Source organism: Amycolatopsis kentuckyensis (assembly GCF_002155975.1).
Taxonomy (GTDB): domain Bacteria; phylum Actinomycetota; class Actinomycetes; order Mycobacteriales; family Pseudonocardiaceae; genus Amycolatopsis; species Amycolatopsis kentuckyensis.
This window is the reverse complement of record NZ_MUMI01000333.1, coordinates 1-16,712: the sequence shown is the minus strand read 5'-3', so window position 1 is coordinate 16,712 and position 16,712 is coordinate 1. Positions and strand designations below refer to the sequence as shown.

General features: G+C 72.3%; 16 protein-coding genes and 1 pseudogene. 6 read left to right on the top strand and 11 right to left on the bottom strand.

What is annotated here, in order from left to right; genetic code table 11:
* Window positions 1-3 precede the first annotated feature (3 nt).
* The 10 genes and pseudogenes from CCN39_RS29860 to CCN39_RS29815 all read right to left on the bottom strand — a co-directional run bounded on the left by CCN39_RS29860 (window position 4) and on the right by CCN39_RS29815 (window position 7,833).
* Window positions 4-526: pseudogene (locus CCN39_RS29860) on the bottom strand (hydrogenase maturation protease).
* A complete protein-coding gene (locus CCN39_RS29855; protein WP_086847584.1) occupies window positions 523-1,665 on the bottom strand; it encodes a hypothetical protein in 1,143 nt (380 codons plus the stop codon). The pseudogene CCN39_RS29860 and the gene CCN39_RS29855 overlap by 4 nt, the downstream one beginning before the upstream one ends.
* Entirely contained in the window at window positions 1,662-2,291 is a 630-nt protein-coding gene (locus tag CCN39_RS29850) for a DUF6084 family protein (RefSeq protein WP_086847582.1), read from the bottom strand. Before CCN39_RS29850 ends, CCN39_RS29855 begins: the two co-directional genes overlap by 4 nt.
* Window positions 2,284-2,901, bottom strand: coding sequence for a DUF5947 family protein (locus tag CCN39_RS29845; protein WP_167455217.1), 618 nt, complete (start codon window positions 2,899-2,901; stop codon window positions 2,284-2,286). Before CCN39_RS29845 ends, CCN39_RS29850 begins: the two co-directional genes overlap by 8 nt.
* On the bottom strand, window positions 2,898-3,416 hold the full coding sequence (locus CCN39_RS29840; RefSeq protein ID WP_086847580.1) for a NifU family protein: 519 nt from the start codon (window positions 3,414-3,416) through the stop codon (window positions 2,898-2,900). The genes CCN39_RS29845 and CCN39_RS29840 overlap by 4 nt, the downstream gene beginning before the upstream one ends.
* Window positions 3,416-5,212 carry a nickel-dependent hydrogenase large subunit gene (locus CCN39_RS29835; RefSeq protein WP_086847579.1) on the bottom strand — a complete coding sequence of 599 codons (1,797 nt, stop codon included), beginning with the start codon at window positions 5,210-5,212 and terminating at the stop codon, window positions 3,416-3,418. Before CCN39_RS29835 ends, CCN39_RS29840 begins: the two co-directional genes overlap by 1 nt.
* Before the next feature lie 13 nt (window positions 5,213-5,225).
* Window positions 5,226-6,275, bottom strand: a complete 1,050-nt coding sequence (locus tag CCN39_RS29830) for an NADH-quinone oxidoreductase subunit B family protein (protein ID WP_086847577.1) — start codon at window positions 6,273-6,275, stop codon at window positions 5,226-5,228.
* Window positions 6,272-6,961 carry a D-sedoheptulose-7-phosphate isomerase gene (locus CCN39_RS29825; RefSeq protein WP_086847575.1) on the bottom strand — a complete coding sequence of 230 codons (690 nt, stop codon included), beginning with the start codon at window positions 6,959-6,961 and terminating at the stop codon, window positions 6,272-6,274. The genes CCN39_RS29830 and CCN39_RS29825 overlap by 4 nt, the downstream gene beginning before the upstream one ends.
* A 6-nt stretch (window positions 6,962-6,967) precedes the next feature.
* Window positions 6,968-7,216, bottom strand: coding sequence for a HypC/HybG/HupF family hydrogenase formation chaperone (locus CCN39_RS29820; RefSeq protein WP_244211059.1), 249 nt, complete (start codon window positions 7,214-7,216; stop codon window positions 6,968-6,970).
* A complete protein-coding gene (locus CCN39_RS29815) occupies window positions 7,213-7,833 on the bottom strand; it encodes a D-sedoheptulose-7-phosphate isomerase (RefSeq protein WP_086847573.1) in 621 nt (206 codons plus the stop codon). Before CCN39_RS29815 ends, CCN39_RS29820 begins: the two co-directional genes overlap by 4 nt.
* A gap of 171 nt (window positions 7,834-8,004) precedes the next feature.
* Between CCN39_RS29815 and CCN39_RS29810 the strand changes: the two genes are divergently transcribed.
* The 4 genes from CCN39_RS29810 to CCN39_RS29795 all read left to right on the top strand — a co-directional run bounded on the left by CCN39_RS29810 (window position 8,005) and on the right by CCN39_RS29795 (window position 14,189).
* The gene (locus CCN39_RS29810; RefSeq protein WP_086847572.1) at window positions 8,005-9,240 is read left to right on the top strand and encodes an acetyl-CoA hydrolase/transferase family protein; all 1,236 of its coding nucleotides are present in this window, start codon (window positions 8,005-8,007) and stop codon (window positions 9,238-9,240) included.
* A 70-nt stretch (window positions 9,241-9,310) separates the two neighbouring features.
* Window positions 9,311-10,936: a PAS domain-containing protein gene (locus CCN39_RS29805; RefSeq protein ID WP_158104561.1), complete on the top strand. Its 1,626-nt coding sequence runs from the start codon at window positions 9,311-9,313 to the stop codon at window positions 10,934-10,936.
* A 173-nt stretch (window positions 10,937-11,109) separates the two neighbouring features.
* Window positions 11,110-11,616, top strand: a complete 507-nt coding sequence (locus CCN39_RS29800) for a flavodoxin family protein (protein ID WP_086847568.1) — start codon at window positions 11,110-11,112, stop codon at window positions 11,614-11,616.
* On the top strand, window positions 11,613-14,189 hold the full coding sequence (locus tag CCN39_RS29795) for a cation-translocating P-type ATPase (protein WP_244211058.1): 2,577 nt from the start codon (window positions 11,613-11,615) through the stop codon (window positions 14,187-14,189). The genes CCN39_RS29800 and CCN39_RS29795 overlap by 4 nt, the downstream gene beginning before the upstream one ends.
* Window positions 14,190-14,388: 199 nt before the next feature.
* Here CCN39_RS29795 and CCN39_RS29790 read toward each other — a convergent pair whose 3' ends face one another.
* Window positions 14,389-15,087: a site-2 protease family protein gene (locus CCN39_RS29790; protein WP_086847566.1), complete on the bottom strand. Its 699-nt coding sequence runs from the start codon at window positions 15,085-15,087 to the stop codon at window positions 14,389-14,391.
* Window positions 15,088-15,316: 229 nt separating this feature from the next.
* On the opposite strand from CCN39_RS29790, the gene CCN39_RS29785 reads away from it, so the two are divergent.
* Both CCN39_RS29785 and CCN39_RS29780 read left to right on the top strand, forming a co-directional pair.
* Window positions 15,317-16,090, top strand: coding sequence for a universal stress protein (locus tag CCN39_RS29785; RefSeq protein WP_086847641.1), 774 nt, complete (start codon window positions 15,317-15,319; stop codon window positions 16,088-16,090).
* A 21-nt stretch (window positions 16,091-16,111) separates the two neighbouring features.
* Window positions 16,112-16,693 carry a CBS domain-containing protein gene (locus tag CCN39_RS29780; RefSeq protein ID WP_086847564.1) on the top strand — a complete coding sequence of 194 codons (582 nt, stop codon included), beginning with the start codon at window positions 16,112-16,114 and terminating at the stop codon, window positions 16,691-16,693.
* Window positions 16,694-16,712: the final 19 nt, after the last annotated feature.

The following is a 16,712-nucleotide window of genomic DNA, read 5'->3' as shown; positions in this document are numbered from 1 at the left end:
GGCTCAGACCTCCGTGGTTTGCAGCCGGGGGCTCGTGCCCCAGGCCAGTTCGGTGACGGCGCGGACCGCGGCGGGCACGGCCGCCGCCACCTCGGGTGACAGCCCGATTCCTTCGTCGAGGCAGGCCGGTTCGCAGCCGACGAGCAGGACGCGCCCGGCGTCGCCACCGAGCAGCTTGAGCAGCCGGAACACCGCGTCCGGCTGCATGCCGTGCGCGTCGATCGACGCCGACGCCGCCAGGTCTTCGGNNCCTGCTCGACGCCGACGCCGCCAGGTCTTCGGTGTCGGCCTCGATGAGCGAGAGCGTGCCGGGCGGGCGGCCGTGCGGCGTCGCGTCGAGCAGGATCGTCGTGTCGTAGCCGCCCATCAGGTCGTAGGCGAGGTGCATGCCGGCGATGCCGTAGTCGGCGATCTGCACCCACTCCGGCAGGTCGATCCCCTCGAGCTCCTTGATGACCTCGACGCCGAAGCCGTCGTCGCTCAGGAAGATGTTGCCGATGCCGGCGACCAGGACTCGTGGCCTCATTCCGCGACCTCCAGGGGCTCGATCTCGTCGGGGGAGAAGTAGCGGTACCGGCCGTGCGTGTGCTGCAGGTCGGCACCGGGGTCGTCGTCGAGGGTGACCGCGAGGTAGGCGACGCCGTCCACATCGGACAGCACGACCCGCACGGTGGCGGTCTTGCCGACCAGGAACATGTCCTGGGCGTCGGTCCCGCGCAGGGTGGGCCGCAGCCGGACCCGCGACCCTTCGGCGACGCGCACCCCGGCGACGGTCACCGAAGGCTTGCCCGGCCGCACGGACCGGACCGCACCGTGCAGCCGCCTCAGCAGTTCCGGCGGCATCGAGTCGACGCGGTCGACGAGGGCCGCCGCGCGCGGGTCGGTGGCCCGGGCCTCGCGCTTCTCCTCGTCGGTCAGGGTCATCGTGCGCAGGGTGAGGATCTCGTCGATCTCCGTGCCGTCGAAGAGCTCGCCCGGGCTTTCCGGCGCGATCGCCGGGTCGTCGTAGAGGATGATCGGCGACGCGAGCACCACCGGGCTGCGCGAGGTGTCGCCGATCAGCACCGGCCACAGCCGCTCCTGCCGGCAGGCTTCGACCGCCGGTTTCGCCCACTCCGGCGGGTCGAGCATCGACAGGAAGTGCCCGGTGTCGACGCTGAGCACCAGGTGGGCGGCGAGCAGCGAGTGCCGCAGCGCGTGCTCGCGGATCCCGTCCGAGGGCCACGACGTCGTGTTGTGCACTTCGACGCGCAGCCGGGCGCCGCCGAACGGCCCGTCGAGCGGGTCGACCCGGGCCGTGAGGACCCCGGTCAGCGCCTGGGCCCGCTGCACCCGGAACGGTCTCTCGACCGGGAGGTCGGAAAGCGGCAGCGCGAAGTCGAGCTCGTGCTCGTCGGCTTCGTCCCACGTCGTGCCGAGCCGGGTCCTGGCCTGCAGGAACCGCACCTTGACGTGCAGGATCGCGTCGTCCGCCGGTTCGGCGAGACACTCGACGCGGGCGGAGGAGTGCTCGCCGATCTCGGCCGACGCGTACGACGGCGGCACCAGCACACCCCACTGCCAGCGCACCCGGTTCTTCGGCGCCGACGCCCGGTACGGGTAGAGGAGGTAGCCCTCGTACAGCACGGCGTCGCCGACCGCGCGGGCCTGGTCCATGACGTTCACGGCCCACCGGCCAGCAACCGCTCGATCGCCGCTTCCCAGGTCGGGATCGCGTGTTCCGCCTTGTACTTGAGCAGCGCGTCGAGCGTTTCGTGCGGCAGCTTGATCCACCCGGCGTTCGGGAAGTAGCGGGACATCAGCTCGTCCCAGACGGCCACCGGCATCCGGCATTCGGCCTGCGTGTGCCACGGCACCTGCTCGACCCAGAACCCCGGCCCGCCCTTGCCGAACACCGTCCCGCTGAACAGCAGCACCATCGGCACGACACCGTCGGACAGCGCGTGGAAGTACTTGCCGGCCGCGACTTCGAGGTCGTAGGTGCACAGCACCTCGGCGTCCACTTCGGTGGCGCCGGTGAACCCCGGCACGGTCACCGAAACCGTGGTGAACTGGAACGGCTTCAGCGTCTCGCCCCACCGCGACCGGTCGCCGAAGAGGTGGGTGAGCAGTTCCGACTCGTCGTCGGCGTACCGGCGGCGCTGCGGTTCGATGCGGATCTGGACGCGCAGCACCATCGCGTGCACGGGCTGCCCGGTCAGCTCGGAGATCCGCAGCTTGAACGCCAGCGTCGGCGACGCGGCGTACTTCAGCGGCCGGACGTCGATGCAGTCGAAGGTCAGCTCAGCCATCGGTCACGACCTCGCTGCGCTCCCGCAGGCGCGCGAAGAACCCGTCGATGGCCTCGTGCGCCTCGGTGCCGCCGTCGAAGCCGCGCCACGTCGTCCGGACCAGCCCGACCAGCTCGTAGCAGACGTCGATCGGCACCAGGAAGCACTCGAAGCCCAGGTCGAGCTGGTTCAGCAGCAGGGCTTCGACGTCGTCGGCGATGTCCGCGAACGCCGGCGTGCCGGCCAGCAGCTCGTCCCACGTGCCGAGCGGCAGCAGCGACTCGGTCGCCCCCGCCGGGCTCGGGTAGAACGCGACGGGGCGTTCCTGCACCGAGTTGCGGAACAGGAACGCCGTCTTCACCGGGATCCCGGCCGTCTCCCACAGCGCGGGACCCGGCCCGAACCGCGGGGCGTGCTTGAACCGCTGCGGCACCGCCCGGTGCCGCTTCCCGCCCGCCCCGCGGTGGGTGAACAGCAGGTAGCAGCCCCGGCAGGTGCACAGGATCGTCCGGGACTCGAGGTCGATGACGTGCCCGTGCCCGGCACCGATCGGTTCCGCGCACATCTCGCACTTCTCGCCCGGCGCGGTGCGCCGGACCGGAGCGCGGAACCTGCGCAGGCCGCCCGTCACGGGACCTCCACCGGGCACGGCACCAGCGGCAGCAGCGGCCGGCCGCCGGGCCCGGTCTCTTCCGGCACGACCCCTTCGACGACGACGTCGGAGATCTCCGGCGCGACCTCCCGGACCATCCGCTCGATCGCGTACTTCGCGGTGACCGTCGAGGACGGGCAGCCGTCGCAGGTGCCCTGCAGCCGCAGCCGCAGGACGCCGTCGTCGATCCCGACGAACTCGACGTCGCCGGCGTGCGAACCGAGGTACGGCCGGACCTTGTCCAGTGCCTCGGTGACGCGCTCGTGCGTGGACCTCGGGTGCAGGTCGTGCAGCACGAGCAGGCCGCGGACGAGCTCGTCTTCGGCGAGGTGGTCGAGCATGGGCCGGCCGGCGATCTCCACGATCCGGGCCAGGCCGGCGCCGTAGAACTCGATCAGCGTGTGGACGAGGTCCTCGGCGAGCTCGGCGTCGGCACCGTCGAACTCGCCCAGCAGCTGCTCGATGCGCTCGCCGACCCGCTCGACGTCGGACATCAGCCGAGCTCCCCGCCGAACGCGTGCGGGGTGTGCAGCCGCTCGACCACCTTGCCCTTGCCGGTGTACATGTGGACGCCGCAGGGCAGGCACGGGTCGAAGCTGCGGACCGCGCGCATGATGTCGATGCCCTTGAAGTTCTCCTGGGTGTTCTCCTCGAAGATCGGCGTGTTCTGCACGGCGTCCTCGTACGGCCCCGGCGTGCCGAAGCTGTCGCGCACGCTGCCGTTCCACGGCGTCGGCGGGTACGGGTGGTAGTTCGCGATCTTGCCGCCCTTGATCACCATGTGGTGCGACAGGACGCCGCGGACGGCTTCGGTGAAGCCGCAGCTGACGCCTTCGTCCGGGACCTTGAACGGCTCCCACGTCTTGGTGTTGCCCTTGCGGACCTCACCGAGGGCCTGCTCGCCGAAGTGCAGTGCCATCGCGGCCGAGTACGCCTGGAAGTACGTCCGGGCGCGGTTGCGCTCGAGCGCGTTGCTCCACTGCGGGATCTTCCACTCGAAGGCGACCTCGGGTTTGGTCGCCGTGCGCGGCAGCGTGATCGTGACGCTGTGCCCGGTCGACTTGACGTACGGCGTGTCGACGAGCCCGGCGAGCGCCGTGACCCACAGGCGCGCGATCGGGCCGCCCCCGGTGTCGAGGGCCAGGTGGTCCGTGCCGTCGAACCAGCGCGGCGACATCGTCCACGAGTACTTGCCGTCGAAGTCGCGCTTGGCCGGGCGCGGGATGGTGTGCTGGTTCCACGGGTGGCGCTGGTCGACCGGGTTGCCCAGCGGGTCCTGGGTGACGAACATCGGCTGGTCCGCCCAGTCCTCGTAGAACGAGCTGCCGAGCAGGATCCGGATGCCGAGGTTGATGTCGAGCAGGCTGGTGGTGACGAGCTTGCCGTCGACGACCACGCCCGGTGTCACGAACATCTTCCGGCCCCAGGACTCCATGTTCTCGTAGCTGAAGTCGCAGTACTCCGGGTTGTTCAGGCTGCCCCAGCAGCCGAGCAGGACGCGGCGCCGCCCGACCTCTTCGTAGCCGGGGAGGGCTTCGTAGAAGAAGTCGAACAGGTCGTCGTGCATCGGCAGGCAGCGCTTCATGAACTCGACGTAGCGCATCAGCCGGGTCAGGTAGTCGGTGAACAGCTGCACGGTGGCGACCGTGCCGACCCCGCCCGGGTACAACGTGGACGGATGGACGTGCCGGCCCTCCATCAGGCAGAACATCTCGCGCGTGCTGCGGCTGACCTGCAGGGCCTCGCGGTAGAACTCGCCCTCCAGGGGGTTGAGCGAGCGCATGATGTCGCCGATGGTCTTGTACCCGTGGTCGCCCGCGTGCGGGGCTTCGGTGCGGTTGGCCAGCTCCAGGACGCCGGGGTTGGTCTCGGCGACCATCTTCTCGCAGTAGTCGACCCCGACCAGGTTCTCCTGGAAGATGTTGTGGTCGAACATGTACTCGGCGGCCTCGCCGAGGTTGAGGATCCACTCGCCGAGGTGCGGCGGCCGGACGCCGTAGGCCATGTTCTGGGCGTACACCGAGCACGTCGCGTGGTTGTCGCCGCAGATCCCGCAGATCCGGCTGGTGATGAAGTGCGCGTCGCGCGGGTCCTTGCCCTTCATGAAGATGCTGTAGCCGCGGAACACCGACGACGTGCTGTGGCACTCGACGACCCTCTTGGCCGCCCAGTCGATCTTCGTGTAGATCCCGAGGCTGCCGACGATCCGGGTGATCGGGTCCCAGGCCATTTCGACGAGATCGGTCCTGCCCTTGGTGCTGATGCCCTTGTCGGTCTGCGTCTCCGTCATGTCCCGATCCCTCTCAGCGCCAGGAGGACTGGTAGCCGGTCTTGAGCTTCTTGCCCGTGTGCCGCCACTTCGGCTCCTTGTCGAGCTTGCGTTCGGTGATCTTCCGCAGCCGGCGGATCACCGACCCGTAGGCGCCGCTGGCGAACGACGACACCTGCGCGCCCGGCGGCTCGTCCATGAACGGCATGAACTTGTCCGGGAAGCCCGGCATGGTGCAGCCGATGCAGATGCCGCCGACGTTCGGGCAGCCGCCGACGCCGTTGATCCAGCCGCGCTTGGGCACGTTGCACTTGACGACCGGGCCCCAGCAGCCCAGCTTGACCAGGCACTTGGGGGAGTCGTAGGCGTCGGCGAACTGGCCCTGCTCGTAGTAGCCGCCGCGGTCGCAGCCCTCGTGCACGGTCGCGCCGAAGAGCCACTGCGGCCGCAGGTGGTCGTCGAGCGGGATCATCGGCGCCTGCCCGGCGGCCTGGTAGAGCAGGTAGGTGATGGTCTCGGACAGGTTGTCCGGGTGGGTCGGGCAGCCGGGCACGCAGACGATCGGGATGCCGGCACCGGACTTCCAGTCCCAGCCCAGGTAGTCGGGCACGCCCATGGCGCCGGTCGGGTTGCCCTCCATCGCGTGGATGCCGCCGTAGGTGGCGCAGGTGCCGACGGCCAGCACGGCGAGGGCCTTCGGGGTCAGGCGGTCCAGCCACTCGCTGGTCGTCATCGGCTGGCCGGTCTCGGGGTTGTTCCCGAACCCGCACCAGTAACCCTCTTCCTTGATCGCCTCGTTCGGGATCGAGCCCTCGACGACCAGCACGAACGGTTCCAGCTCGCCGCGGTCGGCCTTGTGGAACCACTCGATGAACGTGTCGGCCCCCTTGTCGGGGCCGCACTCGAAGTCGATCAGCGGCCAGTGGACCGCGATCTTGGGCAGGCCCGGCAGCGCGCCCATGACGATTTCCTCGATGCTCGGCTGGGTGGCGGCCGTCAGCGCGACGGAGTCGCCGTCGCAGGACAGACCGGCGTTGATCCAGAGGATGTGGATGGGCTGTTCTTCGGTCTCGGTCTGTGTCACGGCTGCTCAACCCCGAGTTCGTCGAGTGCGCCGAGGGTCAGCTCCCACAGCGCGTGGTAGAGGGTCGTCTGGGCTTCCTGGATGCGGTGCACGGACGGGGACGGGACGACGAAGAGGTGGTCGATGCTGTCCAGCTCGGCCATCTTCCCGCCGTCGTAGCCGGCGATGCCGACGGTCACCAGGCCGCGCCGGGCGGCTTCGTCGAAGGCGCGCACCAGGTTCGCGGAGTTCCCGCTGGTGGACAGGCCCACCGCGATGTCGCCCGGCCGCCCGAACGCGCCGATCTGCCGGGCGAACACGACGTCGAACCCGATGTCGTTGGAGAGGGCGGTCACCACGGCGATGTCGTTGGTCAACCCGAATGCGGGCAACGGCCGGGCGTCGCCGGCCGGGCTCAGGAACAGGCTGGCCAGGTCCTGCGCGTCGGTCGAGCTGCCCCCGTTGCCGAAGGCGAGCAGCCGGCCGCCGCCGGCGAACGCGCGCGCGACGTCCTGCGCGCAGGCGGACAGGCGCTCCCCGTCGGCCGCGAGCACTTCGGCCCGCAGGGCGACGATCTCGTGCACTTTGTCTACAGTGGACTTCCGGACCTGGTCGAGAACGGCGTCGACGTCGCTGGAACCCGCGTAGAGGAACGGGTACAGCGCTTCGAGACCGTCCGCGCCCGCGGGGGACTGCTCCCGCGTCATCGCGCGTCAACTCCTCGGTGGGGGATTCTCCAAGCGGGCGATGGCTTCCCCGGCGTGCACCAGGATTCGGTCGCCGACGCCGGCCGAGACCAGCGCCACGCTCACCTCTTCCCGGCCCGAGCCGGTATCCACGACGGCGAACCCGAGGTCCAGGAGTTCGACCACGGTCACTTCGACCGCGGTGTCGGAGCAGGTGATGCACACCCCGTCATGGCAGACGGGGCCGGCGTCTCTGTCGGCGTCACTGGCGCTCACGACGCCACCTCCGGGGTCAGCGCGCCCGGGTGTTCGAAGAAGACGTGCACCAGCTCCCACAGCACGTGGTAGGTGGTCACGTGCACCTCCTTGACGATCCGCGGGTCGGCCGAGCGGGCGATGAAGACGTGGCCCAGCCCAGTAGTCGCGGCGATCGCGCCACCGTTACCACCGGTCAGCGCAACGGTGAGCATCCCCAGGTCGCGGGCTGTTTCGAGCGCGCGGCGGACGTTGGCGCACTCGCCGTCGGCGGAGATGCCCAAGGCGATGTCGGCCGGTTCGCCGAGAATCCGGAGCTGGTGGGCGAAGACGTCTTCGAGGCCGACGCGGTTGGCGATGCCGGTGACGGTCGCGACGTCGGCGGTCAGCGAAATCGCCGGCAGCGCGCGCTTGCCGACGATCACCGGGTGGACGAACTCCACCGCCACGTGCTGGGCGTCGGTGCTGGGACCGCCGTTGCCGAACACCACGAGCTTGCCGCCGCGCTGGAAGCGGCGGGCCATGTCGTGACACGCCTCGGCGACCGTCCTGGCGTCGTCGGCCAGGGCGAGCACCGGCGCCGTCCGGCGTTCGAAGAGGGCGTCGACGGAGTCCGGGTGGTTCGGTGACCACGGCATCGCGGTACTTCCTCGGGGCTGCTGCTCGGTGTGTGAGCCCACCTCAGGCTAGATCTGTGAGGTGGATCACACAAGGGAGTCCGGTGATCCTTCGGTCACCACCGGATCCCGGTGGTGGCAAGATCGTTCCGTCCCCACGGAGGAACACCGGTGCCGGCACGGAGGAACTCGATGCGCGTTCTGTCGGAGGCACAGCTGGGTGCGGTGCTCGCCGCGCTGCCCACGCCGCAGCCCCGGGTCGTGGTCAGCGGGAACTTCGCGACGCCGGCGCGGGCTCTGGCGGTGCTGGACGCGGCGCTCGCCGAGTACCGCCTGTTCGCGCTCAACGCGCAGGACGGCATGCCGGACCGGGCGGGCGTCCTGCTCGAGACCCCGTTCGTCGGCCCCGGCATGCGGGGCCGGGCCGGGCTGCGGTACTTCCCGTCCCGGTTGTCGCTCGTCCCGCAGCTGCTCAAGCAGGCGCTGCCGCCGGACGTCGTGCTGGTGCACACCTCGGTGCCGGTGGACGGGGTGGTGTCGCTGGGCACCGAGGTCAACATCCTGCCCGCCGCGATCGAAGCCGTCCGGGCCCGTGGCGGCCTGGTGATCGCCCAGCTCAACCCGCACATGCCGGTCGTATACGGCGACGGTGCGCTGCCGGTCGGCGAGATCGACTACGCGCTGGAAGCCGAGGAACCGCTCCGGTCGCCGGCGCCGCGGGTCCTGGGCGACACCGCGCGCGCCATCGGTGACCGGGTGGCCGGCCTGGTCGCCGACGGGGCCACGCTGCAGCTGGGCATCGGCGGGATCCCGGACGCGACGCTGGCCGCGCTGGCCGGCCGCCGCGGGCTGGCCGTGTGGTCGGAGATGTTCAGCGACGGCGTGCTCGCGCTCGACCGCGCCGGTGCGCTCGACCCGGCCGAGCCGGTGACGGCGTCGTTCGTGTTCGGCAGCCCCGACCTGTACAAGTGGATCGACCGCAACCCGCGGGTCCGGCTGCTGCGGACGGAAAAGACGAACGACCCGGCCGTCATCGCCCGCCAGCGTGCCCTGGTTTCGGTGAACAGCGCCCTGGAGATCGACCTGTTCGCCCAGGCCAACGCCAGCCGTGTGCGCGGGACGATCTACTCGGGCTTCGGCGGGCAGACCGACTTCGTGGTCGGCGCGCTGCACTCGCCGGGTGGCCGGGCGATCATCGCGCTGCCGTCCTGGCACCCCAAGGCGGACGTGTCGACGGTGGTGCCGCGGCTGACCGGCCCGGTCACCTCGTTCCAGCACAGCTTCCTGGCCAGCGAGCACGGCGTGGCGGAGATCTGGGGCCACGACGCGGACGAGCAGGCGCAGCAGATCGTCGACCGGGTCGCGCACCCGGACGCCCGCGAGGAACTGCGGGCGCGCGGACGCGCCCTCGGGTTCACCCTTCGGTGAATCCCGGCGCACTCCGACGGTGGTACGGGACCGCGCTGCGTGGTGCTACACATGCAGACGGTCAAGCCCGGTGGAGGAACGCAGCGTGGTGGAGCGGGGAGTGGACTTCGGCGCGGTCTTCCTGGCGGGCCCGTCGCCGACGGCCGTGCTGTCGCCGTCGCTGGTCTTCCTCGCGGTGAACGACGCCTACCTGGAGGTCTCCGGCCGCGGCCGCGAGGAGCTGGTCGGGCAGGACGTGTTCACCGCTTTCCCCGACAACCCGGACGACCCTCGCGGGGCCCGGACCCTGCGTGGCTCGCTGGAGCGCGTCCTGGCGACGGGACAGCGGCACGTCATGCCGCTGCAGCGCTACGACGTGGCGGTGGCCGGGCAGCCCGGGGTGGTCGAGCAGCGCTTCTGGAGCACCGTCAACGCTCCCGTACCGGACGAAGACGGTTCGGTGCGGTGGATCCTGCACCGCGTCGAGGAGGTGACGCGGTTCCTGGGGCAGCTGCCGCCGGACGACGCCGGGGTGGGGGAGCGGCAGGCGATGCAGGCCGAGGTCTTCGCCCGCAGCCAGGAACTGCACCAGGCCAACGAGCAGCTGGCCGCGGCCGCCGACATCACCGCCGCGGTGCTGGCCGACGCGCCGGCCGCGGAGGTGCTCGAGCTGATCGCGACCCGGGCGCGCGGCATCGCCGGGGTCGACCAGACCCTGGTGCTGGTGCCCGACGACAGCCGCGAACACCTCGTCGTCGCCGCGTCGGCGGGGCCGCAGGCCGACGCCTACCGCTCCCTGCGGCTCCCGCTGGCCGGCGCGGCCGGACCGGGCCCGGCGCCGGTCAGCGTGCGGGTCTTCCGGACCGGCCGGTCGGTGATCAGCGAGGACGCGGCGCCGGCGGCGCGCACCGCCGGGCTCGGGCCGGAGGTGGCCGTCGGCGCCGCGCTGGCGGTGCCGCTGGGGCCACCGGACGCCGTGCGCGGGGTGCTGGCCGTGGTCAACACCCCGGGCCACTCGATCACGCCGACCGGCGTCGTCCGGTCGCTGGAGCTGTTCGCCGCGCAGGCCGCGATCGTCCTCGAGCTGGCCGAGCGGCGCCGGGACGCGGTGCTCGTGTCGGTGCTGGACGACCGGGAACGCATCGCCCGCGAGCTCAACACCGCGGTCGCCGGCCGGCTCTCCACGATCGCCACCGGGCTGACCGCCACGCTCAAGATCATCCCGCGCGAAGACGCGGTGCGCCGGGTCCGGGACGCCGCCCGGGCGGTCGACCAGGTCATCCAGCAGCTGAACTCGGCGGTGTTCGCGATCGACGCCGACCCCCCGCGCGAGCGGGCGCTGCACCGCCGCATCCAGGACCTCGTCGACGCGGCGGCCGAAACCCTGGACGTCGCGATGACTTCACGCCTCGACAGCCGGCTCGACACGGCGCTGCGCGGGCCGGTCCGGGACCGGCTGATGGCCGTCCTGGACGCGGCGCTGTCGGGGGTCGCGCGCCGGTCCGGGGCCCGCCACGTGACGGTGACGGTCGAACTGCGGCCCGAGCCCGGCCCGGGCTGCCTCTTCGTCCAGGTCGAAGACGACGGGGTCCCGGCACCGCCGGAGAGTGGCGGGGAGCCGGCCGGGCTCACGCTCGCCGCCCGTCCGGACGGTGGTACGGCCGCCACCTGGCAGGTCCCCCTCGCCGACGACGTGGCGGTCCGGTCCGCCCGCTGACTGTCCTTTGTGGATAACTGGTCCGGCCCGCGAGGCCGCAGAGCCGATGGTCCCCTGCGCGGGTGACCGAGGGCCCCGGTGCCGGTGGCGTTCGCCCGCGGTGGCGGCCGGCTCTTCGCGATTGGCTGGGCACCCCCGGCCGGTCCCGGCTCGGCCACCGAAAGGAAGCGGACATGCGGATCCTCGTCGTCTTCGAGTCGATGTTCGGCGCCACCGAAGAAGTGGCCGAGGCGATCGGCAAGGGGCTGGCCGGGTCCGGCCCGGTGGAGGTGCGCAACGTCGACGAAGCGCCCCGGGACCTGGCTGGTGCCGGCCTGCTGGTCGTCGGCGGCCCCACCCACGTGCACGGGATGAGCCGCGGGGCGACGCGGAAGTCCGCCGCGGAGCAGGTGGACTACCCGACGCGGTCGCGGACGGGGGTGCGGGAGTGGCTGGACTCCCTCGACGCGGTGCCGGAAGGGCTCGCCGTCGCGGCCTTCGACACCCGGATCGAGAAGCCGCGCGTGTTCACCGGGGCCGCGTCGCTCCGGATGGCCAAGCGGCTGCGCCGGCGCGGGTGCCGGCTCGTCGTGCCGGCCGAGAGCTTCTTCGTCGGGACGGAGCCGATCGACGTCGGCCTCGAGCCCGGAGAAGCGGAACGGGCCGAGGCGTGGGGCGCGGCGCTCGGGGCGGCGTTGTGAATGCCGGGACGGCGACCGGCACGGCGGAGTTCCACGCGCTGCCTGTGGCCGTGGCCGCCGGTCGGCTCGGTGTCGATCCCGCCCGGGGGCTGAGCAGCGAAGAGGCCGAAGCGCGGTTGGCCCGCTTCGGCGCCAACGTCGTGCGCGTACCCACCGGGCCGGGGCCGATCCGGCGGCTGCTCGCCCAGTTCCACGACCCGCTCATCTACGTCCTGCTGCTGGCGGGCGTGGTGACGTGGATCTTCGGCGGGCACGTCGACGCGGGCGTGATCGCCGGGGTCGTGCTGCTGAACGCCGTCGTCGGGTTCGCACAGGAATCCCGGGCCCAGCGGGCCCTGGAGGCACTGTCCCGGATGGTCCCGGTCGAGGCGACGGCCCTCCGCGACGGGATTCCGCAGCACGTGCCCGCAGCCCGGCTCGTGCCGGGGGACGTCGTGGAGCTCGCCGCGGGCGATCGCGTACCGGCCGACGTCCGGCTGGTCGAGGTGCACCTGGCCGAGGTCGACGAGTCCGCGCTGACCGGCGAGTCGGTGCCCGTGGTGAAGTCCGCCGAGCCGGTTCCGGCGTCGGCCCCGGTCGCCGACCGCGCCGGCTGCGCGTACTCGGGGACCCTGGTGACGCGGGGGCAGGCCCGCGGCCTGGTCACCGCGACCGGCGGGGCCACGCAGCTGGGCGGCATCCAGCACCTGGTCGCCACCGCCGAGGTCGTCGCCACCCCGCTGACCCGCAAGCTGGCCCGGTTCTCGCGGCAGCTGAGCATGGTGATCGTGGTCGTCGCGGCCGCGGCCTTCGTGCTCGGCGTCCTGCGGGGGTCGCCGGCGCCGGAGATGTTCACCGCGGTGGTCGCCCTCGCGGTCGGCGCGATCCCCGAGGGGCTGCCGGCCGCGGTCGCGATCGTGCTGGCCATCGGCGTCGTACGGATGTCGCGGCGCGGCGCGATCGTCCGGCACCTGCCCGCCGTGGAAACCCTCGGCGGCACCACGGTGATCTGCACGGACAAGACCGGCACGCTCACCCGGAACCGGATGACGGTGACCACCCTCGCGGCGGCGGGCGAGCCGGTCCCGGTGGCCCGAGCCGGGGAAACGCTGCGGGAGTGCCTGGTCGCCGGCGTCCTGTGCAACGACGCGCAGCTCGGCGAAGGTGATCCGACGGAGATCGCGCTGCTGGGTTCGGCGCTCGCGGCGGGCTTGGACCCGGACGCGATCCGGGCCGCCGCACCGCGCACGGACACCGTGCCGTTCGAATCCGAAACCCGGACGATGACGACGGTCCACGGCGGTGTCGCCTACCTCAAGGGGGCCGTCGAAGAGGTCGCGGCCCGCTGCGAGGACGAGCTGGTGCCCGGCGGGGACGTGCGTCCGCTCGACCGGGACGCGCTGGACCGGGTGCACGAAGCGCTGACCGCACAAGGGCTGCGGGTGCTGGCGTTCGCGCGGGTCACGCCGGGGACCACGCCGGTCCTGCTGGGCCTGCAGGCGATGCACGACCCGCCGCGGCCGGAGGCGGTCACCGCGGTCGCGGCCTGCCGGAGCGCGGGCATCGAGGTCAAGATGATCACCGGCGACCACGCCGGGACGGCCCGCGCGATCGCCGGCGAGGTGGGTCTGGCTTCCGGCCGGGTCCTCACCGGCGCCGAGCTGGCCGCGCTGCCCGATGCGGACTTCGACGACGCCGTGGTGGCCACCCAGGTGTTCGCGCGGGTGTCGCCGGGGCAGAAACTCCAGCTCGTGCAGGCGTTGCAGCGGCGCGGGCAGGTGGTCGCGATGACCGGCGACGGGGTGAACGACGCACCGGCGCTGCGCCGCGCGGACATCGGCGTCGCGATGGGCGCGGGCGGCACCGACGCCGCCCGCCAGGCCGCGGACATGGTCCTGACCGACGACGACTTCGCTTCGATCGAGGCGGCCGTGCGGGTGGGCCGCGGCGTGTTCGACAACCTGCGCAAGTTCATCGCCTGGACGCTGCCGGCCAACATCGGCGAGGGCATGGTGGTGCTGGTGGCGATCCTGCTCGGCGCGACGCTGCCGATCGTGCCGGTGCAGATCCTCTGGATCAACATGACGACGGCGGTGTTCCTGGGCCTGACGATGGCGTTCGAGCCGACCGAGCACGGCATCATGCGACGTCCGCCGCGACCGCCGGAACGGCCGTTGTTCACCGGTTCCTTGCTGCGGCGGGTGGTGCTCGTGTCGTTCTTGCTGGTGGTGGCGGCGTTCGGTGCCTACCGCCTGCAGCTCGGTCTGGGCGCTTCGCTCGCGGAAGCGCGGACAACGGCGATCAACGTGTTCGTCGGCGTCCAGGCGGCTTACCTGCTCGGCTGCCGCTCGCTCGATCGGCCGGTGGTGCGTGCTTGGCCGGGCCACAGCCGGATGTTCTTGCTGGGGCTCGGGCTGACGGCCGGGTTGCAGCTGCTGCTGACGTACGTGCCGGTCATGAACTCGTGGTTCCACACCGCGCCGGTGGGGTTCTCGTCGTGGCTGTGGGTGGTGGGCGCCGGGACGGTGGCGTTCGCGGTGGTGGAGGCGGACAAGCTGCTCTGGCGGCGGTTCAGTCGGGTCGGCGGTAGTTGATCCGGGGCCGGTGCGCGGGATTGTGGTGTCGCGGGATTGGTGCTGCCGCTGCTTTGCTGCTGCCGCAGTACTTGCCGCTGCCGCGGTGGAAATGATTGTCCTCGCCGGACCGGCAGGCTCTGGGATGACCGCCCAGCTCGGTTGTCACGCTGTCGTGCTGGGTGCTTCGGCGCTCGGCGCTGCGTGAGGTGGTTCCGGCTCACTCCGTCGTCTGCTCGGCCCGGGCGCACAAGGCGAGGAACCAGCCGAAGCCGGCCAGCCACAACCCGGTGAAAGTGCCGGACCAGAGCGATTGCAGCAGGCCTGCGGACGCCAGCACCACACCGAGAACTGCGCCGGAGCGTGCCGTGGCGGCTCGGGCTCGCCGGCGGTCGCCGGTGAGCTGCCAGACGATTGCCTGCAGGACGCGGCCGCCGGCCGGCGGGGCTCCGGGCAGCAGGGCGAATGACGCCAGGGCGAGGTTCGTCCAGCCGAGCCAGGTCAGCGTGGGTGCCACGATCCCGGACGACAGCAGACCGGCGACCAGGAACCCGGCACCGGCCGTGAGGCTCGCGACCGGGCCCGCGATCGCGACGGCCATCGCGGTGCGCGGCGTCGCGGGCTCCTCGGCCGGCTCGGTGCTGCCGCCGAGGAGCCACAAGGTGATGCCGTCGACGACGAGACCGTGGTCCCGGGCCGCGAGGGCGTGGCTGAGCTCGTGCACCAGCAGGGACGCCAGGAGCACCACCGCGCCGGTCGTGCCGGTCGCCCAGTAGACGGCCGGGGACAGGCCCGGCAACGCGGCCGGCAGCAGCGACTGCGCCAGCAGCCCGGCGAGCGGGGCCATGATCAGGAGCACGGACCAGTGCGCGCCGACGCGGATACCGGCCGGGCGCCCGAGCGGGAAGGTGGCGTTCATCCCCTCGACGGTCCGCCCCGCCGCCGTCCGCGGCGAGGGCCGCACCGCCCCGGAGCGAGGGACCAAAGACCCCTGCGCCGGCGACGTCCGACCGCAGCGCGGACGACCGTCGCCCCGGAGCGTCGGCGAAGACCGGCGGAATTGGTCCCCCGCGAAAGGGACTTCGTGCCCTGACCGGCCGGTACCCGCCCCGCCCATGCTGAACCTCCCGGACCCGCAGGAGGAACAGATGACCGCAAACCCGCCGGTGCTCGCCGGGGTGGACCTTTCGGCGCCGTCGTTGGCCGCCGTGCGCTGGGCGGCCAGGGAAGCGGAGCGGCGCGACACCACCCTGCGGCTGCTGCACGCCTGCGTCTTCGAAGACACGCCGTCGCCGGAGGAACTCCTGCTGGAGCACGTTCACCGGTGGTTGCGCCGTGCCGCCGAGGTGGCCCGCGAGGAAGCGGCCGCCGTGCGGGTCGAGACCGCGGTCCGGCTCGGGCTCGCCGTCGACTTGCTGCTCGAGGAGGCAGCGGACGCGGCTCTGGTCGTCCTGGGTTCGCACGGACTCGGTGGGCTGCGGGGCGCGCTGATCGGTTCGGTCGCGCTGCGCGTGGCCGCCGAGGCGCCGTGTCCCGTCGTCGTGGTGCCCGGGCACCAGCCGCCCCGGACGGGCCCCGTGGTCGCCGGGATCGACCGGTCCGGGTCGAGCGAGCACGCGCTGCGGTTCGCCTTCGAGGAGGCCGCGGCGACGGGGGCGCCGGTGCTGGTCGTGCACGCCGGGGACGACGACGGGCTGGAGACCCGCGTCTCCGGCTGGCGCCGCGAGTACCCCGGCCTCGAAGTCCGCACCCGGGCCGTGCCGGAGCGGGTCCCGGCGCGCGCCCTGCGGCACGCCGCCCCGGACGCCCGGCTGATCGTCGTCGGCACGCGGGGCCGCGGCCCGGTCGCCGGCGGGATCCTCGGCTCGACCGGCAACGCCCTGCTCGCGCACGCGGACTGCCCGGTCGCGGTCGTGCACTGAACGTCCAGGAAAGGAGCCGTCGTGAAGGCACGCGACATCATGACGAGGCCGGTGGTCCGGGTCGGGCCCGCGACGCCGGTCCGGGAAGCGATCGTGCTGCTCACCGAGCACCGCGTCGCGGCGCTGCCGGTGGTCGGCGAGGACGAGGCGGTGCTCGGCGTGTTCACCGAAGCCGACGCGCTCCGCGGCGGCCTCACCGGTGCGCCGCCCGACGTGCTGGTGGCCACGATGATGACCACCCCGGCGGAGACGGTGCGGCTGGACACGGACATCACCGAGATCGCCCGCCGCATGCTGGGCGACCGGCGCCGCAGCATTCCGGTGGTCGACGACGAGGGCGTCCTCGCCGGCATCGTCAGCCGCCGCGACATGCTCAGCCCCCTGGTGCGCCAGGACGACTCGATCGCCTCGCACCTCACCGCCCTGCTCACGGACTACAGCGGCCACCGCGACCGGTGGGCGGTCTCGGTCACCGGCGGGATGGTGACCGTCCGCGGCACCTTCACCGACGAGGCCGAGCGCCGGGTGGTCACGGCCCTGGCGAAGACGGTCTACGGCGTCGTCGGCGTGGAGCTGTGGGAAGAGGCGTCGGTGCGGACGTGAAGGTCCGGGCCGGCCGGCC

Coding starts and splice junctions, on each gene's coding strand:
- CCN39_RS29800 (WP_086847568.1), top strand. CDS start 11,110: ATGCGGATCCTCGTCGTCTTCGAGTCGATGTTCGGCGCCACCGAAGAA.
- CCN39_RS29815 (WP_086847573.1), bottom strand. CDS start 7,833: ATGCCGTGGTCACCGAACCACCCGGACTCCGTCGACGCCCTCTTCGAA.
- CCN39_RS29785 (WP_086847641.1), top strand. CDS start 15,317: ATGACCGCAAACCCGCCGGTGCTCGCCGGGGTGGACCTTTCGGCGCCG.
- CCN39_RS29825 (WP_086847575.1), bottom strand. CDS start 6,961: ATGACGCGGGAGCAGTCCCCCGCGGGCGCGGACGGTCTCGAAGCGCTG.
- CCN39_RS29810 (WP_086847572.1), top strand. CDS start 8,005: ATGCGCGTTCTGTCGGAGGCACAGCTGGGTGCGGTGCTCGCCGCGCTG.
- CCN39_RS29840 (WP_086847580.1), bottom strand. CDS start 3,416: ATGTCCGACGTCGAGCGGGTCGGCGAGCGCATCGAGCAGCTGCTGGGC.
- CCN39_RS29790 (WP_086847566.1), bottom strand. CDS start 15,087: ATGAACGCCACCTTCCCGCTCGGGCGCCCGGCCGGTATCCGCGTCGGC.
- CCN39_RS29835 (WP_086847579.1), bottom strand. CDS start 5,212: ATGACGGAGACGCAGACCGACAAGGGCATCAGCACCAAGGGCAGGACC.
- CCN39_RS29850 (WP_086847582.1), bottom strand. CDS start 2,291: ATGGCTGAGCTGACCTTCGACTGCATCGACGTCCGGCCGCTGAAGTAC.